This is a genomic window from Brevibacterium iodinum ATCC 49514, from assembly GCF_900169265.1.
Classification (GTDB): Bacteria; Actinomycetota; Actinomycetes; order Actinomycetales; family Brevibacteriaceae; genus Brevibacterium; species Brevibacterium iodinum.
On record NZ_FXYX01000005.1, the window covers coordinates 134198 to 155518 of the forward strand.

The 21321-nt window shown below is 64.6% G+C and carries 21 protein-coding genes; 5 read left to right on the forward strand and 16 right to left on the reverse strand.

The features are described from left to right. Positions 1–14: 14 nt before the first annotated feature. Positions 15–638 carry a phosphoribosylglycinamide formyltransferase gene (gene purN, locus BI49514_RS06135; RefSeq protein WP_101545184.1) on the reverse strand — a complete coding sequence of 208 codons (624 nt, stop codon included), beginning with the start codon at positions 636–638 and terminating at the stop codon, positions 15–17. Between the two features lie 102 nt (positions 639–740). Between purN and BI49514_RS06140 the strand changes: the two genes are divergently transcribed. After that, positions 741–1193, forward strand: a complete 453-nt coding sequence (locus tag BI49514_RS06140) for a hypothetical protein (protein ID WP_101545186.1) — start codon at positions 741–743, stop codon at positions 1191–1193. A gap of 138 nt (positions 1194–1331) precedes the next feature. Here the strand turns inward: BI49514_RS06140 and BI49514_RS06145 are convergent, their stop codons facing one another. Then, the gene (locus BI49514_RS06145) at positions 1332–2666 is read right to left on the reverse strand and encodes a cell division protein PerM (RefSeq protein ID WP_180954355.1); all 1335 of its coding nucleotides are present in this window, start codon (positions 2664–2666) and stop codon (positions 1332–1334) included. A 115-nt stretch (positions 2667–2781) separates the two neighbouring features. Between BI49514_RS06145 and BI49514_RS06150 the strand changes: the two genes are divergently transcribed. Beyond that, positions 2782–4590, forward strand: a complete 1809-nt coding sequence (locus BI49514_RS06150) for a hypothetical protein (RefSeq protein ID WP_101545187.1) — start codon at positions 2782–2784, stop codon at positions 4588–4590. 103 nt (positions 4591–4693) lie between these two features. On the opposite strand, the gene BI49514_RS06155 is transcribed toward BI49514_RS06150, so the two are convergent. From BI49514_RS06155 to clpS, 10 genes are all read right to left on the reverse strand, one after another. Then, positions 4694–6112 (reverse strand): amidase, encoded by a 1419-nt coding sequence (locus tag BI49514_RS06155; protein ID WP_101545189.1) that lies wholly within the window; start codon positions 6110–6112, stop codon positions 4694–4696. 49 nt (positions 6113–6161) lie between these two features. Further along, the gene (locus BI49514_RS06160; protein WP_101545191.1) at positions 6162–8009 is read right to left on the reverse strand and encodes a dipeptide ABC transporter ATP-binding protein; all 1848 of its coding nucleotides are present in this window, start codon (positions 8007–8009) and stop codon (positions 6162–6164) included. After that, positions 8002–8955 carry an ABC transporter permease gene (locus BI49514_RS06165; protein ID WP_180954356.1) on the reverse strand — a complete coding sequence of 318 codons (954 nt, stop codon included), beginning with the start codon at positions 8953–8955 and terminating at the stop codon, positions 8002–8004. Before BI49514_RS06165 ends, BI49514_RS06160 begins: the two co-directional genes overlap by 8 nt. Further along, a complete protein-coding gene (locus tag BI49514_RS06170; protein ID WP_101545192.1) occupies positions 8952–9899 on the reverse strand; it encodes an ABC transporter permease in 948 nt (315 codons plus the stop codon). Before BI49514_RS06170 ends, BI49514_RS06165 begins: the two co-directional genes overlap by 4 nt. Before the next feature lie 12 nt (positions 9900–9911). Further along, a complete protein-coding gene (locus BI49514_RS06175) occupies positions 9912–11417 on the reverse strand; it encodes an ABC transporter substrate-binding protein (protein WP_101545194.1) in 1506 nt (501 codons plus the stop codon). Positions 11418–11543: 126 nt separating this feature from the next. Next, positions 11544–12149, reverse strand: coding sequence for an RdgB/HAM1 family non-canonical purine NTP pyrophosphatase (rdgB, locus tag BI49514_RS06180; RefSeq protein ID WP_101545196.1), 606 nt, complete (start codon positions 12147–12149; stop codon positions 11544–11546). Beyond that, a complete protein-coding gene (gene rph, locus BI49514_RS06185; protein WP_101545198.1) occupies positions 12146–12919 on the reverse strand; it encodes a ribonuclease PH in 774 nt (257 codons plus the stop codon). Before rph ends, rdgB begins: the two co-directional genes overlap by 4 nt. Positions 12920–12926: 7 nt before the next feature. Next, complete coding sequence (locus BI49514_RS06190) at positions 12927–13748, reverse strand: MBL fold metallo-hydrolase (RefSeq protein ID WP_101545200.1); 822 nt, start codon at positions 13746–13748, stop codon at positions 12927–12929. Beyond that, on the reverse strand, positions 13745–14323 hold the full coding sequence (locus BI49514_RS06195; protein ID WP_101545201.1) for a DUF2017 family protein: 579 nt from the start codon (positions 14321–14323) through the stop codon (positions 13745–13747). Before BI49514_RS06195 ends, BI49514_RS06190 begins: the two co-directional genes overlap by 4 nt. A 3-nt stretch (positions 14324–14326) precedes the next feature. Beyond that, positions 14327–14632 (reverse strand): ATP-dependent Clp protease adapter ClpS, encoded by a 306-nt coding sequence (gene clpS / locus BI49514_RS06200; protein WP_101545203.1) that lies wholly within the window; start codon positions 14630–14632, stop codon positions 14327–14329. Between the two features lie 52 nt (positions 14633–14684). Here clpS and BI49514_RS06205 point away from each other — a divergent pair, with 52 nt between their 5' ends. Continuing rightward, entirely contained in the window at positions 14685–16004 is a 1320-nt protein-coding gene (locus BI49514_RS06205; protein ID WP_101545205.1) for a nicotinate phosphoribosyltransferase, read from the forward strand. Between the two features lie 184 nt (positions 16005–16188). Here BI49514_RS06205 and BI49514_RS06210 read toward each other — a convergent pair whose 3' ends face one another. Beyond that, positions 16189–17982 (reverse strand): DEAD/DEAH box helicase, encoded by a 1794-nt coding sequence (locus tag BI49514_RS06210; RefSeq protein ID WP_101545207.1) that lies wholly within the window; start codon positions 17980–17982, stop codon positions 16189–16191. Continuing rightward, the gene (locus tag BI49514_RS06215; protein ID WP_035320920.1) at positions 17983–18237 is read right to left on the reverse strand and encodes a DUF3039 domain-containing protein; all 255 of its coding nucleotides are present in this window, start codon (positions 18235–18237) and stop codon (positions 17983–17985) included. A gap of 31 nt (positions 18238–18268) precedes the next feature. Between BI49514_RS06215 and BI49514_RS06220 the strand changes: the two genes are divergently transcribed. Beyond that, a complete protein-coding gene (locus BI49514_RS06220) occupies positions 18269–18784 on the forward strand; it encodes a flavin reductase family protein (protein WP_101545209.1) in 516 nt (171 codons plus the stop codon). Positions 18785–18931: 147 nt separating this feature from the next. Here BI49514_RS06220 and gdhA read toward each other — a convergent pair whose 3' ends face one another. Then, complete coding sequence (gdhA, locus tag BI49514_RS06225) at positions 18932–20278, reverse strand: NADP-specific glutamate dehydrogenase (RefSeq protein WP_101545211.1); 1347 nt, start codon at positions 20276–20278, stop codon at positions 18932–18934. Positions 20279–20419: 141 nt separating this feature from the next. Here gdhA and BI49514_RS06230 point away from each other — a divergent pair, with 141 nt between their 5' ends. Continuing rightward, positions 20420–21148 carry a GNAT family N-acetyltransferase gene (locus BI49514_RS06230; protein ID WP_101545213.1) on the forward strand — a complete coding sequence of 243 codons (729 nt, stop codon included), beginning with the start codon at positions 20420–20422 and terminating at the stop codon, positions 21146–21148. Here BI49514_RS06230 and BI49514_RS06235 read toward each other — a convergent pair. After that, positions 21129–21321: IS3 family transposase (locus BI49514_RS06235; RefSeq protein ID WP_145996187.1), on the reverse strand; the 193-nt coding region annotated here is incomplete at its 5' end. The genes BI49514_RS06230 and BI49514_RS06235 overlap by 20 nt on opposite strands.

Below are 21321 nucleotides of genomic sequence, written 5' to 3' on the forward strand. Positions count from 1 at the left end.
TTCTCACGGCGGGGTCAGTGGGCGGTCATCGCCGAGGCGACATATCCGCGGACATGTCGGCCGTCGACGACGAGGTCGGTGTGGGCCAGATGCGCGAGCAGGCGCACGAGCTCTTCGCGTTCGCGGGCCTTGATGTTCTCGTGCACGGTCTCTTCGGTGTCGTCATCGCCGATGGGCACCGCGTACTGGGTGATGATCGGTCCGGTGTCGACTCCGGTGTCGACGAGGTGGATGGTTCCACCGGTCAGCTTCACCCCGTGGGCGAGCGCGTCGCGGACTCCGTGAGCGCCCGGGAACGACGGCAGCAGCGCCGGATGGGTGTTGATGATCCGGGAGGGAAAGGCGTCGACGAAGCTGGGGCCGAGGATGCGCATGAAACCGGCGGAGATCACCCAGTCCGGGGCGAGCTCGGCCACTGTGTCCTTCAGCGCCAGGTTCCACTCGTCGCGGTCGGCGAAGTCCTTGGGCCGGACGACGAAGGAGGGAATCTCATGCTGTTCGGCTCGAGTCAGAACCCCTGCAGTGGCCGAGTCGGCCCCGATGGCGACGATGTCGACTCCCCGGGTTCCGTCGGCGAAAGCGTCGATGACGGATTGCGTGAGGGTACCGGATCCTGATGCCAGAAGAACGATGCGCACCCGCACAGTCTAACGTCTGCAGCACATGGACTATGCCCTGCTGTCATCGTGCGGACACGGCCCGCCGAGGCATTTGTCAGTCGACTGTGAGAAACTGATCCGGTGACGTCACCGCAGAATACCGAAGAGAAGAAGGCGCCGACTCCCGAAGAGGAGGCACAGGCCGCACCGGCACGACACGGGCTCGTCCTGATACTGCTGATACTCGCCTCGGTGCTGACGTTCACGTATCAGCTGCCGTTCAAGCTCGCCGCCATCGGCTTCGCCATCGCTGCTGTCGTCTGGTCGGTGAAGTACATCGTCGCCGTCGTCAAGACCAAACAGCGCCGGAACATGTCCTTGGGCATCCTCGGCGGTCTGCTCAGCATCTATCTCATCTTCTCCACGATGTCCTCGGTCATCCTCTGGCCGGTGCAGTCGAAGTATGAGGAATGCCTGCGCGATGCGATCACGCAGCAGGCACAGCTCTCGTGCTCGAGTGAGTATCAGTCGGGTCTGGGTGACTGGTTCAAGCAGGTCACCGGCCAGGATCTCGACCTGCCCGGCACCAAGTGATCCGCGGGGCCAAGGCCCCGATCATTCAGCGCTGATCCCCTCACCGAGGATGTCCTCGGTTCACGCCCGACCCGTCACCGGTCAACGCCTGTCCCCCTCACCGAGGCGGCCCACCCCTCACCGAGGCGGCACCCTCACCTACCGCGGTTCGTCTTCGTCGACGATGTCGTCGGCGACCGGTTCCGAGTCGTCCGCATCGGACGCAACCCCTGTGCCGGCCTCGTCGAACGCGCCCGCGGTGTCGTCCTCGTAGTCGGCGTCCTCTTCGTCATCCTCGGCGAAGTCGGAATACTCCGCGTGCAGGCGGGAGAGTCTGATCAGCAGAAGGCCGGCGGCCATTCCCACACCGATCCACCCCGTGATCGCCAACGCAGACGTCAGTGCCGAGGGTCCGAACCCGGACAGACCCAGCGGGCCCAGGGCCCCACCGGCGAACAGTGCGATCACCTCGAGGGCGACGAACAGGATACCGATCGCAAGCCCCAGTCCCATCCACGACTGTGCGGCGATGTCGCGAGCTCGGTCGCGGCCGAGGATGACGCACAGCAGGCCGAGCAGCACGAGAAGTGCCGGTGCGGCCGCCGTCCAGGCGGGATAGTCACCGTCCAGCAGCTGCAGCACGTGCACATCGAGCACGGGCGCTGAGGTCGACGTGAATGCAGAGCTCGTCCCGGCCCCGCCGATGCTCACTCCCGTCCCGGCGGACCACGACAGGGCCGAGTAGACGATGCTCGGGGCGAAGAGCGCCTGAACGACGATGAGGCCGATGCCGGCGGCGACCGGCGAGCTGTAGACCTGCACGGTGTCGGCGACATCGCTCCAGCGGATCATGATTCCGACGACGAGCACGATCGCACCGAGTGCCGCAGCGGCCCACAGCAGTCGGCGCGTGAGGCCGACAGAGACATTCCAGGTGTCGTCGGCGATCACAGCCAGTCCGGGGATGTCACCGATTCCTCGAACCCGAATGAAGGCCCACGCCACAGCCGTGACGAGGAAGAGGAAGAGCCGAAGGAATCCGAGCGGAGTCACCGTGGCCTGGCCGACCAGGATCCCCACGACGAGTAGAGGACCTGCGTAGGCCACGACGAAAGTGCCCAGAGCTGTACCCATGAGCGCCCACCATCCGCCGGGATCTTCGTCGCTCTCGGTCGGGCTGTCCGCTGCCGTGCTGCGGGCGACTCTTTTGGCCCCCGTTGCCACCAGCAGCCACAGGCCGACAGTCACGAGGCTCGGCACCAGCGAGAAGTCGAATCCGAGGGTCGAGACACTCAGTCCTGACACCGTCGCCCACAGTGCGAACGCCCATTCGGGAATCGCCGAGTACGGCAGCTGCGAGCCGAGCCCGATGATCCAGAAGGCGATGGCGACGACGAATCCAGCGGGGACGACGATGAGGTCGATCTTCACGACTTCCATGAGGGCTGCGAAGATCGTCCGGCGGTAGGGCTGAGGGTGAGGAGAAGTGTGCATCAGGACCATTTTCGCTTAACCCGGCTCGGCTTCCCGGTATTGACCACGCGATTCCCTGCTCCGGGAAGTACAATTGCGCCAGGACAGGCTTGTACACGCAAAGGATGACCCCACGATGAGCAACGGGAACGATCACCCCAATTTCCCGCCACCACCCAGCGAGCCTCCGAAGAACGGCGGGCCGAAGCCCGAGTCGGAGCTGCCGACAGATGAGGGCCTTCCGGATTCAGTCTCCGATGACGCCCCCACCGCAACCGACGGGCCGGCTCAGTCCGGCAGCGGTTCCTCGGTACCCGATGACCAGGCACCGCCCTTGGGAGCTCCGGGCAGTGATGCGCCGTCGCGACCGACGGTCGCTCCGGCTGCTTCTCAGCAGAACGAACCGCCTCAGTATTCGGGTTCCGGCGCCCAGAACGATCAGTCCTTCAACTCCGGCCAGCAGGGCGGAGCGAATGGTCAGGGCGGCCCACAGTCGGGTCCCTATCCCGGTGCCCCATCTCCGAGTGACCAGCCTCAGAACGGGCAGTATCCGAACAACCAGTACCAGAGCCCGCAGCAACCGAACGGCGGCTACCCCGGGGCTCAATCGCAAGGCGCTCAGCCGCAGGGCGGCCAGCAGCCAGGCGGCCAGTATTCGAATGCGGCATACCCCGGGGCGTCGAATCAGCCCCCATACCCCGGCGCCCAGAACCAGCCGGGCCAGTACAACTCCGCCCAGAACCAGTCAGGCCAGTACCAGACGGGGTCGGGTCCGAACGCCCAACAGACCGGATCCGGTCCGTCGCAGGCGATTCCGCAGCCGGCACCGGCTCCGGGTTTCGCCGGCGGTCAGACCACCGCGACGCGTGCTGACAATCGCCCCGATAAGAAGAACAAGCTTCCGCTCTTCATCACCCTCGGCGCGGTCGCGCTGGTCATCATCCTCGTCCTCGTCGGGTTCTTCGTCATCGGCAGCGTGAACAAGAACAAGTACGGTCCCGACAAGGTCGCCGAGGACTACGTCGAAGCCCTGAACAAGGGTGATTTCGCAGCCGCAGAGAAGATCGCCCCCTCGACACGGCCCGAGGGCACGAACCTCGATCTGCTGCAGAAGGAATTCACCGATTCCTCCTCGGCGAAGATCGAGAAGGCCAAGGTCGAATCTTCGAAGACCGACGGGGACAAGGGCACCGTCGTCGTGTCCTACGAGCTCGACGGCAGCCCCTACAATGTGGAGCTCGCCGCGACCAAGGACGGCAAACAGGACCTGTTCTTCGACAAGTGGACGATGAAGGGCCCCGACCTCAACGTCATCTCCCTCGATGTTCCCGGCGCCGACGGTCTCGCCGTCAACGGCAAGGACTACAAGGCGAAGTCGGGCACCACGTCGTTCGCTGTCTACCCCGGCAGCTACGACTTCACGATTCCGAAGAGCAAGTGGATCTCCGAGACTTCCGATACGGCCAAGGTGAACTTCCCGAAGGCCTTCGCCCCCGGCGGACAGCCGAACAAGGGCCAGGTGTCCCCCACCACCCTCAACCTCGATCTGTCCCCGACCGGTGCCTTCGACAAAGAAGTTCAGAAACAGGTCGAGAAGGAGCTCAAGAAGTGCTTCGACAACAAGAGCATCGAGCCGAAGTGCGACTTCGTCAAGTACGACCCGACCGAGATCCCCGTCGGCGGTTCGGACAAGAAGCTCGATGATCTGGCGAAGAAGAACACCGCCAAATGGGACATGAAGGAGATGCCGAAGGTGAAGGCCAGCTTCGGCGCCGGGGACACGAGCACCGGCTCGTTCTTCACCGAGAAGCCCGGTAAGTTCAACTTCTCCGTCGACGGCAAGAGGGCCGGCTCCTCGTACTTCTCCAACGGCAACTCCCTGTCGGTGTCCGGAAACGTGAAGATCGACGGAGACAAGCTCTCGGTCGAATTCTTCGACTTCTGATCCCAGGGTCCACCGAAGACACGGTTCACCTCACCTCCCCGAGGTGAGACACCCACCGTGACCGAGGCGACGTTCAAGTCACAGGCCCGCTGTCGTCGTTCTCTCAGACCCCGACCGACCGAGTCGGCAGCTCGAGGTCGGCCGCGGCTTCGAACCAGGCACCGCCGGCCATGACGAGTTCGTCGGCGAACCGACGTCCGGCGATCTGCACACCGATGGTCCGACCGTCGTCCATGAATCCGGCCAGCACCGTCGCCGCCGGCTGTTCTGACATGTTGAACGGCATGGTGAACCCGATATGCCCCATCGGTTCGTGCACCTGCGGGTACGGCATCGGCTGCTCGGCCGGGAATGCCGCGTCCGGAGCTGTCGGCGAGATGACCAGGTCGAACTCGGCAGTTGCTTCGACCGTCCGCCGCCGGATCTCCTGAACGCTGTGATAGCAGCGCATCAGGTCGGCTCCGCTGGTATCGGCTCCGTCCTGTGCCCACTGCTGGATATAAGGCAGGATGAGCGCCTGTTCGTCGACAGGCAGCGCCTTGAGGTCGGCCCACGACCGGACCCGCCAGAACAGATCCATGTCGCGGAGGAGATCATCGTCGATGAAAGGATCGACCGTGACGATTTCTGCACCGGCCGCAGAGAACCTCTCTGCCGCCTCGGTGACGGCCGAGCGCACCTGCGCCTCTGCAGCGACCCCGCACCCGGCGTCAAGCTGCACGCCGATGCGCAGTCCCCGTGGGTCGAAGGCTTCGGCCGAGTCGCTGCCCGGCAGAGACTGCGCATCATCGGCGGCGAAGCGCGGCAGCCGCGAATAGTCTCGATCGTCCGGGGCGGCGATGATGTCCATTGCGGCTTTGACGTCGGCCATCGTCCGTGCCAGCGGTCCCGCGCATCTGCCCAGGTAGGGGGCGTCGAGCGGCACGCGGCCGAAGCTGGGCTTGAGCCCGGCCAGACCGAGCCACGTGCACGGCAGGCGGATGGATCCGCCGATGTCCGAGCCGATGTGGATGGGCCCGTATCCGGCGGCTGCCGCGGCTCCGGCTCCGGCGCTCGACCCTCCGGTCGTCAGGCTCGGGTCCAGCGGTGAACGGGTGATTCCGTGCAGAGAGGACACTCCCGAGGAGAGCATCCCCCAGTCGGGCATCGTCGTCGACCCGAGGATGACAGCTCCGGCTTCTTCGAGACGCTCGGTGATCGGGGCATCGTGGCCCGCCACCGGCATCTCCACCCAGGCGTGGCCGCTGGGCAGCGGGACTCCGCGACGGGCGATGTTCTCTTTGATCGTCACGGGCACCCCGTCGAGGTCGCTCAGCGGGCGTCCCTCTCGCCAACGTGCCGCACTGGCAGCGGCGGCGTCCCGGGAGCGTTCGTCGTCGCGGTGGAACAGGGCATTGATGGTCGGTTCACAGTCGTCCATGCGGTCGACGACAGCGGAGTGCACCTCGATCGGATCGAAGTCTCCGTCGGCGAATCCGGCTGCCATTTCGGCCGCACTGCGGTCGGCAAGCGATGTGGTCATTTGCTGCCCTTTCTCTCGATGGTTCGTCGCGTCCCGCCCGCGAGCCGGTCTATCCGGCTGCGAGTGCTTCGGCCAGGCTCGGGGTGGCGGCGATGAGGCGCCGCGTGTACTCCTCCTGCGGGTTCGCGTAGATGTCCTCCGTCGCACCCGATTCGACGATCTGTCCGGCTCTCATGACGATGACCTCGGAGCACAGGTGTTTGACGACGCCGAGGTCGTGGGAGACGAAGAGGAGAGTCAGCGCGTACTCGTCGACGAGGTCGGTGAGCAGGTTGAGGACCTGCGCACGCACCGAGACGTCGAGGGCGGAGACCGGTTCGTCGGCGACGAGGATCTGCGGCCTGGTCACGAGGGCCCGGGCGATCGAGATGCGCTGTCGCTGCCCGCCGGAGAACTGGTGCGGGTACCGGCGCAGCGAGTCCTGGTCGAGGTCGACGGCTGCGATCATCTCCTCGACCCGTGCTGCGCGTTCGTCCTTGTCGACTCCGGCGGCGATGAGCGGTTCGGCGACGATTTCGGCGATGCGCATCCGTGGGTCGAGCGAGGCGAACGGATCCTGGAACACGATCTGCAGGCTCTCGCGCAGGCGACGCAGAGCCTGTGAGCTCGCGGCTTCGACTCGGATGTCGCCGACGCGCACATGCCCGGTGGTCGGTCGGTCGAGGCCGGAGAGGATGTTCAGCAGCGTCGACTTCCCCGATCCCGACTCCCCCACAATGCCCAGCCGGGCTCCGGCCGCGACGCTGAAGTCGATCCCGCCCAGGGCGGTGACGTCTGATCGTCTGCGGCCGAAGAGTCCGCGTCCGCGGAAGACTCGGGTGACGTCCGAGACCTCGATGAGCGGTGCCGATTCCCTCACCGAGGCGGTCCTGAAGCCGCCCCCCGCCGAGGCGGTCCGGTGGTCATCCCCCACCGAGGCGGCTCCGACGTTGCCCTTGTCGACCGCCCCCGCGAATGCCGTGCCGGTGTTATCCGGTCGGGTCGAGGTCTGCGGTTCGTCACGCAGATCCTCCGGCTCCCCCACGTCGGCAGAAGTCTCTGCTTCGCCGATCTGCGGCCCCGAGTAGGCGAGCGCGGTCTTGAGCGTGAAGAGTCGACCGCGGTCGTCTGTGGCTTCGAGATCCGAGGATGCCAGGAGCCCTCGCGTGTACTCGTGCTTGGGTGCGGTGAAGATCTCGTCGACGCTGCCGGACTCGACGATGCGGCCGCGGTACATGACGATGACCCGATCGCAGACTCCGGCGACGACCGCGAGGTCGTGAGTGATGAACAGCAGTCCAGCCTCCACCGCCGAGACCCTCTCGGCGATGAGGTCGAGCATATGCTTCTGCACGGTGACGTCGAGGGCGGTGGTGGGCTCGTCGCAGATGAGCAGCCTCGGTGAATTGGCCAGAGCGATCGCGAGCATGACCCGCTGCCGCTGCCCGCCCGACAGCTGGTGCGGGTAGGCGAACCGGGCGCTGTCGGGGTCGGGCATGTGGACGTCGCGGAGCAGTTCGCGCACACGCGTCGGAATCTGCCCCCGCGGCGCCTTGCCGTGGAGGCGCAGCACTTCGGCGATCTGGTCGCCGATGCGCATGAGCGGGTTGAGGGCGCTCATGGGTTCCTGGAACACCATGGACACGATGTCCGAGCGCAGCCCGGCCAGGGTCTTCTCGTTCGCCTCGAGCAGGTTCCCGGAATGCCCCTGCAGGTGCACCTGGCCGCGGGCGTGCAGTTCTTCGGGCAGCAGACCCATCACGGACTGGGCGGTCAGCGATTTCCCCGACCCGGATTCGCCGATGAGTCCGACCCGCTCGCCCGACGCCAGGCTGAGGCTGACATCGTGGAGCACCGCAGCGTCCGCTCCGGCAGGGGTGATGGTGAGGTCACGGACCTCGAGCAGATTATCAGTCACCTCGCGCCTCCATCTTCGGGTCGAACCGGTCGCGCAGCCCATCGCCCAAGAGATTGAATCCGAGCACCGCGAGTGCAATGAACACTCCCGGCCACAGAGCGAGCTCGGGGTGGGTGGACAGGTACTGCTGGGACTCCTGCAGCATCCGGCCCCACGACGGAGTCGGGGCCTGGGTGCCGAGTCCGAGGAAGGACAGCCCCGCCTCGGCGAGGACGGAGATCGCGAACGCCACGGACGCCTGGACGATGACCATTCCGGCGATGTTCGGCAGCACGTGGACGACGGCGATGGCCGGAATCCGACGGTTCGAGGCCCGCGCGGCGCGCACGTATTCGGAGCCCAGCACCTGCAGCGTCCCGGAGCGTGCGACGCGGGCGAACCCGGGGATCGCGGCGATGCCGACGGCGACCATCGCCGGTCCCGTCCCCGGTGAGTAGACGGCGGCGAAGATGATCGCCAGCAGCAGCGCGGGGAAGGCCAGCAGGATGTCGTTGGCCCGCATGATCACCGCGTCGATCCACATCCCCCACGGCTGTTTCGCGAAGAAGGCGGAGATGATTCCGATCGGGGTGCCGATGAGCAGGGCGATGCCGACGGCGACGACCCCGACGAGCAGCGTGATCCGTGCCCCGACCATCACCCAGGTCAGCGTGTCCCGTCCGAAAGTGTCGGTGCCGAACGGATGGGTGAGGCTGCCGCTCTGCAAACGGGCGGCGGGGTCGATCGTGGTCGGGTCGTACGGGGTCCACACGAAGGAGATGAGAGCGAGTCCGACGATGAGCACGACGAGGCCCGTACCGATGATCATCGATGCGTTCGCCCGCCTTCCGCTCCTGCGGGACCGGCCCGGCCCGATCTTCGCCGAGGCGGTCAGGTCGGTCGCGTCGTGAGCGACGGGATCGACGTGGTCACTGGGGCTCTGGGCACCGGTCGGGGTCGGATTCATGCGGCGTTCCTGATCCGGGGGTCGACGATGGGCACGAGGATGTCGACGATGAGGTTGATGATGAGCACGAGCAGGACGAGGACCATGACGATGCCCTGCACCGCCACGAGGTCGCGGTTGGCGACGGCGCGGACGAGCTCGGAGCCGATTCCTGGCAGAACGAAGATCTGTTCGATGATCACGGCCCCGACCAGCATGGTGGCCAACTGAACTCCGGCGACGGTGATGACGGGGATCGCCGCATTGCGCAGTCCGTGTGCGAACAGTGCCTTCGTCTTGGTCAGTCCCTTGGCGCGGGCGGTGCGGATATAGTCTTCCCGCATCACATCGAGCACGGCGGATCGGACGTAGCGGGTGAGGATCGCAGCCTGCACCAGCGCCAGCGACACGACCGGCAGGACGAGGCGGAGCAGGAAGCCTCCGAGGCCCTCGATCGGAGCCATCCAGCCTTGGGACGGGAACCATCCGAGGGTCAGGGAGAAGATGATGACGAGGATGATCGCGGCCAGGAAGTTCGGGATCGCGACGCCGACCTGGCTGATCGCCGAGATCGTCACGCCGATCCAGTTGCGCTGCTCGAGAGCGGCGAAGGTGCCCAGGGGCACGGCGATGAGGATAGACACGGCGATGGCGGCGATGACGAGGATCGCCGTGACCTGGACGCTGTCGACGATGACGGGAGTGATCTCGGCACCGGTGACGTAGGAGGTGCCGAAGTCTCCGGTGAGCATTCCTCCCATCCAGTCGAAGTACCGGATGAGAGGTGGCCGATCAAGCCCGTATTGGGCTTCGAGCGACGCTACTGCCTCCGGGGTGGCATTCGTTCCCAGCGCCACCTGTGCCGCATTGCCCGGCAGCAGGCTCATCAGGGCGAAGATCACCACCGAGGCGACGAGGAGGGACAGCGCGAACTGGATCGCGCGGTTGATTGCGTAGGTGAGCATCGACGTGCGCAGTCAGGACCAGCTGAGGTCGGCGACCTTGAATGCGTCGGAGACGCGGTTGGCAGGTATCCCCTCGACTCCGGACTTGGCGATGACGAGATTCGGGAACAGGAACAGGAAGTCCGAGGCAGCATCCTCGGTGATCGTCCGCGCGATCTTCTTCATTCCCGAGATGTACTCGTCTTCGGTTCCGGTATCGGCTTTGTCTGCCAGCTCCTTGATCGTCGAATCGTCGTAGCCGATGTAGTAGTCCTTCGAGAACGCGGTGAGGATGTCGCGCGGTTCGGCATGGTTGATCACCGACATGTCGTAATCGTGTTCGGTGAAGGTCTTGTCCAACCACACGGCTGGGAACTCCTGAGTCGAGATCTTCGCCTTCAGTCCGACCTCTTCGAGCTGCGCGGAGACGATCTCGGAGATCGCCTTCGCGTACGGCAGGTTCGGCACGGTGAAAGCGAATTCCTCGCCCTTGATCCCGGCTTCGTCGACGAGCTGCTTGGCCTTCTTCGGATCGTACTTCCACACCCCGGTGAGGTCTTCGTAGTACGGGTCGGTCGGGGGCACCATCGAGCCGATGAGCTCGCCGTAGCCCGCCCAGGCCGTGTCGAGGACGGCCTTGCGGTCGATCGCGTGCATCACGGCTTCGCGGGCTCTCTTGTCTTTGAAGATGCCCTCGGCGTTGTTCATCGACAGCACGACTTCGCCGTTCGTGGTGCCGGAGACGATCTGATAGTCGTCGCTTTGGAACTCTCCGGCCAGTTCGGGTGCCTGGAGGTTGGAGACGAGGTCGATCTCCCCGGACTTCAGGGCGTTCGAGGCCGAAACCGCGTCTTTGAAGTATTTGAACTGGACCGAGTTCAGTGACGGCTTCTCGCCCCAGTAGTCGTCGCGGGCGGCGAAGTCGATGGACTGCCCGCGTGTGAACTTCTCGATCGCGAAGGGGCCGGTGCCGATGGCTTCGTTCGCCAGGTCGTCGGTTCCTTCGGTGTCGAAGACGGCTCCGACGAGGCTGGTGAGGTTGAACAGCCAGGTGTTCGACGGCTTCTTCAGTTCGATCGTGACGGTGGAGTCGTCCGGGGTTTCGATGGACTCGACGATGTCCATCTTCGACTTCAGCGCGTTCTTCCAGTCCTTCTGCACTCGTTCATAGGAGTACTTGACGTCTTCGCTGGTGAAGTCCGCACCATTGGAGAACTTCACACCGTCCTGGAGTTCGAAGGTGTAGGTCTTGCGGTCATCGGACAGTGTCCAGTCCTTGGCCAGTGCGGGCTGGATCTCCCCCTCGCCGTCCAGGCGGACGAGTGATTCGTAGACGTTCTCCATCAGCGCTTCGGGAATGGCGACTCCCGAGGTGGAGGTGAAGTCGAGGTTGACCGGTTCGGCGGTGAAGGCGATCGTCATCGAGTCCTTCTTCTGCGCATCGCCTCCGGTGTCGGAGGCTCCGGCCGAACAGCCTGTGATCAGCAGGCTCGTGGCGGCCGCTGCCGCCACCCACGTCATGATGCGCGGAGTCTTCATTGTTCTCCTCGATTTCGCCGACCACGAAGAGGGTCGTTCGCCAACACTCAAGCATCGTCAGTGTATCCGAAGTTCTCAGCTGGTGAGGCGGCTGTGTTCAGATGCTGAGCGTCGCGAGCAGGTGCTTCAGAGATTCGGCTCGTCGGCGAGAATCGCGGCCAGAGCGTCGAAGGCGAACCGGCGGTGGGAGCGTGAGTTCTTCTCCTCAGGTGTCATCTCGGCGGCACTGAGTTCGGAACCCTCGGGGACGAAGATCGGGTCATATCCGAAGCCGTTCTCACCCTTGGGTTCGGTGGCCAGGCGCCCGGGCATGACTCCTTCGGCGGTGAACTCGCGACCGTCGGCGGTCACAGCGGCCGCCGCGCAGCGGAACTGCGCTCCGCGGTGTTCGGCTGCGATGTCGCCCAACTGAGCGAGCAGGAGTTCGAGGTTCGCACGATCGTCTCCGTGCCGGCCTGACCAGCGAGCGGAGAAGATGCCCGGTGCACCGCCGAGCACGTCGACGCTGATTCCCGAGTCGTCGGCGATGGCGGTGTGCCCCGTCGCAGCGGCCGCGGCACGCGCCTTGATCAGCGCGTTCTCGGTGAACGTGACTCCGGTTTCGGCGACATCTCCGAGTCCCGCCTCGGCGGCGGTGATCACCTGGGTGTCAGCGCCGAGGACGGGTCCGAGAATGGTCAGCAGCTCTCGCTTCTTGCCCTCGTTGTGAGTGGCCAGGACGAAAGTCGTCATCCGGCGAGCACTTCGGACTGGATGCGGGTGAGTTCGGTGCACCCGTGGCCGGCGAGGTCGAGCAGTTTGCCGAGCTCATCCCGGTCGAACGGTGCACCCTCGGCGGTGCCCTGGACTTCGATGAACTTTCCGGACCCGGTCATGACGACGTTCATGTCCGTCTCGGCGCGGGAGTCCTCGACGTACGGCAGGTCCAGGAGGGGCTGACCGTCGATGATGCCGACGCTGACGGCCGCCACTGAGTCGATGAGCGGCTGGTGGGCGGCGGGGATCAGCCCGGTCGAGCGCCCCTTGTCGATGGCCTTCGCCAGCGCCACATAGGCACCGGTGATCGAGGCAGTGCGGGTGCCGCCGTCGGCCTGGAGGACGTCACAGTCGAGGACGAGGGTGTTCTCTCCGAGCTTGTCCATGTCGATGACGGCGCGCAGGCTGCGACCGATGAGACGGGAGATCTCGTGAGTGCGTCCGCCCTGCTTGCCCTTGACCGACTCGCGGGTGCTGCGGGAGTCGGTGGCTCGCGGGAGCATGGCGTATTCGGCAGTGACCCAGCCGCGGCCCTGGCCCTTAAGCCAACGCGGCACGCCTTCGGTCAGCGAGGCCGCGCAGAGGACGCGGGTGTTGCCGAATTCCACGAGCGCGGATCCTTCGGCGGTGTTGATCCAGTCCGGAGTGATCCGGACTTCACGGAGTTCGTCTGCTGCACGGCCGTCTGCTCGCACTGTCTGCCTCTTTCGTCTCAGTGGTGATGTCTGGTGGTCGTCGGCGATCATCGCCGGTTCACACGGACCAGGTGGCTCCGGGCTTCGCCAGCTCGATGGGTCCACGGTACTCCCCGGCCGCCTCACCGCGAACGATGGAGCAGTCGGTCCAGACCGGGATATGGGTGAGCACGAGCGCGGACGCCTCGGCGTTCTGCGCCACCCGGCCGGCGCGCTTGCCGGTGAGGTGGATGCCGCGCGCCGTGTCGCGGTCTTCCTGGAAGGCGGCTTCGCAGAGGAAGAGGTCGGCGTCCTTCGCCGCTGTGACGAGGTTGTCGCACTCATCGCTGTCGCCCGAATACGTGATGACCTTGCCGGCCGCATCCGTGATCCGCAGCGCGTAGGCCTCGACGGGGTGGTCGACGAGGAAGGATTCGATGGTCAGGGAGCCGATCTGGTGCCGACTGCCGTGGTCGATGTCGGTGAACTCGAAGGCGTGGTCGAAGTCCGAGTCGTCTCCCCCATTGGCGACCGGGGACTTGCCGGGATCCGTGTAAAAGGCCCGGGACAGACGGTCCTTCGCACCGGCCGGAGCGAACACCGGGGTGCGAGTGCGGATCGTTCCGGTGTCGGAGATGTCGCCGTTGAAGAACTTCGGGTCGAAGCAGTGTTTGACGTAGAGGCCGGTCATGTCCATGCAGTGATCCGGGTGGAGGTGGCTGAGCACGATTCCGGAGAGACGATCGGTGTCGATCGTCTCCTGCAGGGGGCTGAGCGCACCGGAGCCGAGGTCGAGGATGATGCGAGTGGGTGCGTCCTCATCGGTTTCGATGAGGTAGCAGCTGGCGAGCGCACCACGCCCCGGGAAGGAGCCTGCGGTGCCGATTGCGGTGAGTCTCATATCTCGTCATCCCCTTGCGTCTGGTCGAGCAAGGTCGTTGTCAGTCGGTCCTGAATCCACGTCAGGAAGTCGTACAGGGTCAGGGTGAGGTCTTCGGATTCGGAGAGACCCTCACGATGGGCGTACTTCTCCTCCTGCTCCTCCTCGGTGTCGATCCCGAGGCGGACGGCGAGGACGAGTCGCAGATCGTTGAGGCCCTTCATCCAGGCGAGTACCTCGTCCCGTGTCAGGGAGATGTCATTGCCCTTGCTCAGTCCCAGCAGCACGATGCGCACATTGTGTGCTTTGGCCTGTTTGAGATCGAACTCGGTGAGGCGGCGGAACTCTGCTGATCGCTCGTCGTCCTCAGGATCGACGTCGGGCAGCAGCCGCAGCAGCGCCGGGTCCTCCGGACGGGGACGGTCGACGAGTCCGAGCCGCGCTTCCCAATTCTCCGAATCCGGACGGTCGTCATCGCCGTCACTGTCTTCGGCCAGCAGAGCCGCGAGATCGGTGAACACCGTGAGCATGAGCGAGCGTTCGTTGTCTTGCAGGGTGAGGACGACGTCGTCCCCTCGTGCGTCGATAGCGGCCATGTGTCAGTCGGATCCTGAATCGGGTTGGCATGCGGCCCACAGGCCGTACTCGTGCATCGCTTGGGTGTCTCGTTCCATGGCTTCACGGCCTCCGGTGGCAACGACGGAGCGCCCGTTCTCATGGACTTCGAGCATGAGTGAGTGGGCTTTCTCCTCCGAGTATCCGAAGTAGGTCTGGAACACGAAACTGACATAGCTCATGAGGTTGACCGGGTCGTTGAAGACCACGGTCCGCCAGGGCTTGGCCAGGTTCTCGGAGGGTCGAACGTCGACCTCCGGCTCCAGGACTGGTGTCGTTGGGTTGCTCACGTTTCCACCATACGGCAGAACACTGACGCTGTCGTGACGTAAGATCGCGCCTATGAGTGATCTCACACGGACCGACTCGACGGCTTTCTTCACGGATCAGTACGAATTGACGATGGTGCAGGCGGCCCTGGAATCCGGTGCCGCTCACCGCAAGAGCCTCTTCGAGGTGTTCGGCCGCAGTCTTCCCACAGGTCGCCGCTACGGTGTCGTCGCCGGCACCGGTCGGATCCTCGAGATGATCCGCGATTTCCGCTTCGACGATGCCGAACTCTCGTTCCTCAGCAGGGAGAACATCGTCGACAAGCGCACCATCGACTGGTTGGCTGACTATCGGTTCTCCGGCAATATCCGCGGCTATGCAGAAGGTGAGATCTACTTCCCCGGCTCACCGCTGCTGACGATCGAATCGACGTTCGCCGAGGGCGTCATCTTGGAGACGCTCATCCTGTCGGCGATGAACTATGACTGCGCAGTCGCTTCGGCGGCGTCCCGCATGGCTCAGGCGGCCGGCGATCGGCCCTGCGCGGAGATGGGCGGGCGACGCACGAACGAGCATGCGGCCGTGGCAGCAGCTCGGGCCGCGGTCATCGGCGGCTTCGCCTCGACGTCGAACCTGGCGGCCGGCCTGCAGTACGGTCTGCGCACGATCGGCACCTCGGCCCACTCATTCACTCTCCTCCACGATTCCGAACGAGAGGCCTTCGCCGCTCAGCTGAAGTCGCTGGGCACCGATACGACTCTGCTCCTGGACACCTATGACGTCGAGGAGGCACTGACCACGGCGATCGAGCTGGCCGGGCCGAACCTCGGCGGAGTGCGCATCGATTCCGGTGATCTCATCGAACAGGCCAGTGAGGTGCGCGAGAGCCTTGACCGCCTCGGCGCCCGTGATACGACGATCACCGTCACGAGCGATCTCGATGAGTATGCGATCGCCGCATTGGCCGCCTCCCCCGTCGACTCCTACGGTGTCGGCACGCGGGTGGTCACCGGTTCGGGTGCCCCAGCCGCCGGGCTGGTGTACAAGCTCGTGGCTCGTGCCGATGAGGCCGGCGAGTGGACCTCGGTGGCCAAGAACTCCTCCGGCAAGCCCTCGCGCGGCGGACACAAGGAGGCGCTGCGCCTCATCGACGGCCCGATCGCCGTAGAGGAAGCCGTCGGCATTCCGAGCCTGCCCGATGACCTCGGCGAAGGACGTCGGCTCAGCGTCGATCTCGTCGTCGACGGTGAGGTCGATGAGTCGTTCATCGGTGCGGCAGGCGTGAAGAGGGCCTGCGCCCGACATGACGAGTCCTTGGCAGAGCTGCCGCGTTCGGCCAGGCGCCTGCAGGACGGCGAGCCCGCCATTCCCACCGTGTTCTACTCCGCCTGATCCCCAGCTGCGGACTTCGCCCGCAGCCGCGGATTCGAATGCAGGTTCACTGGTCCTGAACGGATTCGCCCATTCCGAGTCCGGCCCACCTCGTATCGACGAAGCCGCCGAGGCAGACGCACTTTCTGCCTCGGCGGCTTCGTCGGCCTCACGCCGACCGGGCTCCCCCGCCGACATCCGGTGCTCACTTCTTGCCGACGAACCAGCCCTGCAGCTTCTTGATCCGAGCCTGGATCTGCTCCCGCGTGGCTTGGGCGACGGGCGGTCCCCCGCATGCCTTGCGCAGTTCGACGTGGACGTTCTGGTGCGGCGTTCCGGTGCGTCTGGACCAAGCGCCGACGAGGCTCTGGAGCTGGTTGCGCTCTTCCTTCATCGCTCGGTGCTCGAGTTCGCTCGTCTCCGTCTCAGGGGCCGGAGGGGCAGCCGCTGTTTTGCGCTTCGCCTGCCGGGCCTGCTGAGTACTCAGCAGCTCCCGCACCTGATCGGGTTCCAGCAGGCCGGGGATGCCGATGAAGTCGAGTTCGTCCTCGGAGCCGATGGCTCCGCCGGTGCCGAATTCACCGCCGTCGTAGAGGACACGGTCGAACAGTGCTTCGGCGCCGAGCGCTTCGAAGGAGCCGAGCTGGTCCGACGAGGCGCCCTCGTTTCGGTTCGCCTGCTCCATGGCCTGATCGTCGAAGACGACGACATCGTTCTCGTCCTCGTTCTTCGGGCGATCGAGGGCATGGTCTCGTTCGGCTTCCATCGAGTTGGCCAGGGCCAGCAGCACGGGCACCGAGGGCAGGAACACCGAGGCGGTCTCGCCGCGTTTGCGGGCACGCACGAAGCGCCCGATGGCCTGCGCGAAGAACAGCGGCGTCGACGAGGAGGTCGCGTAGACGCCGACACACAGTCGGGGAACGTCGACGCCTTCGGAGACCATCCGCACGGCGACCATCCACCGGTCGGTGGAGTTCTGGAACTGTTCGATCCGTTCCGAGGCTCCCGCTTCGTCGGAGAGCACAACGGTCGGCTTCTCACCGGTGATCTCGTGCAGTCGTTTGGCGTACGCCCGGGCCGCCTCTTGGTCGGTGGCGATGACGAGGCCGCCGGCATCGTGGACGGTACGTCGGACTTCGGTCAATCGCATATCTGCGGCTTTGAGGACCGCCGGGATCCAGTCGCCCTTCGGGTCGAGGGCCGTGCGCCAAGCCTGCGAGTTGATGTCCTTCGTCGTCTCCTCGCCCAGGACGTGCGACATCTCGTCGCCGGCCTTGGTCCGCCAGGTCATGGCGCCGGCGTAGGCGAGGAAGAGGACTGGGCGGACGACGGAGTCCTTGAGCGCTCGACCGTAGCCGTAGGAATAGTCCGCCACCGAGGTGCGGATGCCGTTCTCGTCGGGAGCGTAGGTGACGAAGGGGATTGGTGAGGTGTCCGAACGGAACGGCGTTCCGGTCAGGGACAGCCGACGGACCGCGGGGCCGAAGGCCTCTCGCACGGCATCGCCCCACGACAGGGCGTCACCTCCGTGGTGGACCTCGTCGAGGATGACCAGAGTGCGACCGGCGGCCGTCCGGTTGTGGTGGAGCACGGGTTTGGCAGCGACCTGCGCGTATGTCAGAGCCACGCCGTGGTAGCCGGGTGCGTGTTTGCCCTGGGAGTTCTTGAAATGCGGGTCGAGCTTGATGCCCACGCGCGCCGCGGAGTCAGCCCACTGCACCTTGAGGTGTTCGGTGGGAGCGACGACGGTGACACGGTTGACGACTCGCTGGGCCAGCAGTTCGGCCGCCAGCCGCAGAGCGAAGGTGGTCTTACCTGCTCCTGGGGTCGCGACCGCGAGGAAGTCCTTGGGCTGCTTCTGGAAGTAGAGCTCGAGAGCCTCCGCCTGCCAGGCACGCAACTTTCCCGCCGTTCCCCACGCTGCGCGCTCGGGGAATGCCGGTGGAAGCTGTTCTGCCGCGGAGGTCCCTGGTGCTGTTGGGAGACGATCCGCGGACATCTACTCCTGCGGTCCTTCGGACATCGTCTCGTAGATCTCTTTGCACTTGGGGCAGATCGGGAACCGCTCGGGGTCGCGCGTGGGGACCCACACCTTTCCGCACAAGGCGATCAGCGGAGTCCCGGTCACCATGGACTCCATGATCTTGTCCTTGGGCGCGTAGTGGCTGAAGCGCTCGTGATCGCCGGGCTCGACTAGCTGCTCGGACTGCTCGCGCTCGATCGTTGCTGAACCGCCTGAAGCTGGAATGGTCATGGCTCCATTGTAGTTCCCTAGAATGAGAGTCATGGACCAGGCCTACGACGATTCCCTCACAGAACGCTACCGCGAACTCAGTGACGACATCGCTGCGGCGGTCGCCGTGGTCTCCGCTACCCGCGGCAGCGCCCTGCATGCGATCACCGTCGATTCGTTTCTCGACGTGTCGTACGACCCCCCGACGATGGCGGTCAGCGTCTATTCGGGCTCACGGATGATGGAGACTCTGGAGACGAGTTCCCACTTTGCGATCTCGCTGCTCAACTCTGATCAGCGCGACATCTCCGAACGCCTCGGCGCTTCGGGCCAACCGCTGTACGGATCACTCAAAGGCATCGATACTTTTCCCGCCCCGCACGCCGGACAACCGGTGCTCACCGAGGCGATCGCCTGGTTCGAGCTCGAACTCACCGAGGTTCTCGAGGTCGCGACCCACAATCTCGTCGTCGGCGAGGTGGTATCCATTGGGGCAGGCGCCGATGCAGGAACGAGACGGCCCCTGCTGCGTTGGCGAAAAGGCTACGGAACCATCGGACAACGCTGATCATCTCATCTGGCTCGGCGCCACCGCACCAGGTATGACGGAGACCCTGCTCCGGATCATCGAGTTTCGGGGAGATACTCGTCGATCCTGAGCAGGGTCTGTCTTGTAGGTCTCGTCGTCAGTTTCGACCGCCGGTGGATCAGACGATCAGACGACTCCCTGGGCGAGCATTGCCTCGGTGACGCGGATGAAGCCTGCGATGTTGGCGCCGGCGACATAGTCCCCGGGCGAACCGAATTCGTCGGCAGCGACTGCGCAGCTGTCGTGGACATCGCCCATGATCTCGGCCAGGCGTGCCTCGGTGAAATCGAAGTCCCACGAGTCGCGGCTGGCGTTCTGCTGCATTTCGAGCGCACTCGTGGCGACACCGCCGGCGTTTGCGGCCTTGCCTGGGGCGAAGAGAACGCCGGCCTCGGAGAAGATCTTCACCGCTTCCGGTGTGCAGGGCATGTTCGCGCCTTCGGCGAGGGCGATGACCCCGTTCTTGACCAGAGTCGCAGCCGAGGCTCCGTCGAGCTCGTTCTGAGTCGCACATGGCAGTGCGACGTCGACCTCGACGTCCCAGACATTGCCGCCCTCGTGGTAGGTCGCGCGTCCCCCGCGCTGCTCCACGTATTCGGAGATGCGTCCCCGCTCATCGAACTTGATGCGCTTGACGAGTTCGGTGTCGATTCCGTCCGGGTCATGGATGAAGCCGGCCGAGTCGGACATCGTGATGACGGTGCCGCCGAAGGCCGCGACCTTCTCTGCGGCGAACACTGCGACATTTCCCGATCCGGAGATCGAGACAGCGCGACCGTCGATGTTCTTCTTCGCGGCGGCGAGCATATCCTTGAGGAAGTACACGACGCCGAAGCCGGTGGCTTCGGTACGGACCATGGAACCGCCGTAGGACAGTCCCTTGCCGGTCAGCACACCTGCTTCATAGGAGTTCGTCATGCGCTTGTACTGGCCGAAGAGGTAGCCGATCTCCCGACCACCGACGCCGATGTCACCTGCGGGCACATCGCGATACTCACCGATGTGACGGTACAGCTCGGTCATGAACGACTGGCAGAACCGCATGACTTCACGGTCGCTGCGGCCCTTCGGGTCGAAGTCAGATCCGCCTTTGCCGCCGCCGATGGGCAGGCCGGTGATGGCGTTCTTGAAGATCTGCTCGAAACCGAGGAATTTGACGATGCCGAGGTTCACTGAGGGGTGGAATCGCAGTCCGCCCTTGTAGGGGCCGAGTGCCGAGTTGAACTGCACGCGGAAGGCGCGGTTGATCTGCACGACTCCGGAGTCATCGATCCAGGGAACCCGGAAGATGATCTGGCGTTCGGGCTCGCAGAGCCGCTCGAGCGCGGAGAGTTCCAGGTATCCGGGATGCTTGTCCACGACGGGGCCCAGGGAATAGAGAACTTCCTGTACCGCTTGGTGAAACTCCGACTCTCCAGGGTTACGTTGGAGCACTGTGTCGAAGATTGGCTGCAGTGATGGATGTAGACTCATGCGCACAAACATACCGTGACCCGTATAACAACAATCCAAGCGACCAGATAATGGACAGCGTTGTCCGGTCACTTCAAGTGGGATATAAGACTTCCGCGCAGTTACAGGGCCCCTGAACAGGAGAGAATAGGCACAAGGCACATGGACATCTCGGAGATCTGGCCGCCGTTCGCACTTCATCTGCAATCAGATGATATGGAGCTCTCGCCCGTAAGAGAAGCCGATATTCCGGAACTCGCACAGATCGCGCGAGGCGGAGTGAGACGTGACGGAATCGAAGCGTTCCTCGTCGATTGGGATTCGGGCACCGATGAGCAGGTAGCACGAAGCCTCGCTCAGTACCACTGGTCCACTCGAGCGAAACTCACCGCAGATGAGTGGACGATCGAGTTCACGGTCAGGGTCAATGGCAGGACCATCGGAGTTCAGGGTGTGAACGGGCATCGGTTTCCACTGACAAGGACAGTCTCGACAGGATCATGGTTGGCGCCGCCAGAACAGGGCCGCGGATACGGCACAAGAATGCGACGGATGATCATCGAAGGCGTCACCAGATACTTGGCTGCCGCACAATCTGACACAGCCTACTTCGACGGCAACCGCGCCAGCCGGCGGGTATCGGAGAAGCTGGGCTACTCCCCCAATGGCAATCGCAACGTTGTCGGACAGTACGGCACGGCCCTGACCAAACACCACATGGCGCCCCGCTCCGAGGACTATGTCCACACGGGCCGCGACCTCCAAGTCACCGGCGCCGAAGCCTTCCGAACCTTCCCCTCACAATTACTACCTGACGGGGGCCCAGCAACCTGGCGCTGGACTGGTCCCCAAAAGTTGGACTGCTGTGAGGTCAGCATAGTTCGTAAATAGGCTCACCATCCTTGGCGGTCTTGCTTCGATATTCCATCGGGGCAACGCCGCCAAGTCGTGACGAGATCCGTTCGTAGTTATACCAATGAATGTACTCATCGATCGCGGCCTTGAGGTCCTCGACCGTGTCGAATTTCTGCAGATAGAACATCTCGGACTTCAACTGCCCGAAG

Coding starts and splice junctions, on each gene's coding strand:
- BI49514_RS06215 (WP_035320920.1), bottom strand. CDS start 18,237: ATGACCATTCCAGCTTCAGGCGGTTCAGCAACGATCGAGCGCGAGCAG.
- BI49514_RS06165 (WP_180954356.1), bottom strand. CDS start 8,955: ATGAATCCGACCCCGACCGGTGCCCAGAGCCCCAGTGACCACGTCGAT.
- BI49514_RS06155 (WP_101545189.1), bottom strand. CDS start 6,112: ATGACCACATCGCTTGCCGACCGCAGTGCGGCCGAAATGGCAGCCGGA.
- BI49514_RS06170 (WP_101545192.1), bottom strand. CDS start 9,899: ATGCTCACCTACGCAATCAACCGCGCGATCCAGTTCGCGCTGTCCCTC.
- BI49514_RS06150 (WP_101545187.1), top strand. CDS start 2,782: ATGAGCAACGGGAACGATCACCCCAATTTCCCGCCACCACCCAGCGAG.
- BI49514_RS06145 (WP_180954355.1), bottom strand. CDS start 2,666: ATGCACACTTCTCCTCACCCTCAGCCCTACCGCCGGACGATCTTCGCA.
- BI49514_RS06175 (WP_101545194.1), bottom strand. CDS start 11,417: ATGAAGACTCCGCGCATCATGACGTGGGTGGCGGCAGCGGCCGCCACG.
- gdhA (WP_101545211.1), bottom strand. CDS start 20,278: ATGAGTCTACATCCATCACTGCAGCCAATCTTCGACACAGTGCTCCAA.
- BI49514_RS06195 (WP_101545201.1), bottom strand. CDS start 14,323: ATGGCCGCTATCGACGCACGAGGGGACGACGTCGTCCTCACCCTGCAA.
- BI49514_RS06210 (WP_101545207.1), bottom strand. CDS start 17,982: ATGTCCGCGGATCGTCTCCCAACAGCACCAGGGACCTCCGCGGCAGAA.
- rph (WP_101545198.1), bottom strand. CDS start 12,919: ATGATCGCCGACGACCACCAGACATCACCACTGAGACGAAAGAGGCAG.
- BI49514_RS06230 (WP_101545213.1), top strand. CDS start 20,420: ATGGACATCTCGGAGATCTGGCCGCCGTTCGCACTTCATCTGCAATCA.
- BI49514_RS06220 (WP_101545209.1), top strand. CDS start 18,269: ATGGACCAGGCCTACGACGATTCCCTCACAGAACGCTACCGCGAACTC.
- rdgB (WP_101545196.1), bottom strand. CDS start 12,149: ATGACGACTTTCGTCCTGGCCACTCACAACGAGGGCAAGAAGCGAGAG.
- BI49514_RS06205 (WP_101545205.1), top strand. CDS start 14,685: ATGAGTGATCTCACACGGACCGACTCGACGGCTTTCTTCACGGATCAG.
- BI49514_RS06190 (WP_101545200.1), bottom strand. CDS start 13,748: ATGAGACTCACCGCAATCGGCACCGCAGGCTCCTTCCCGGGGCGTGGT.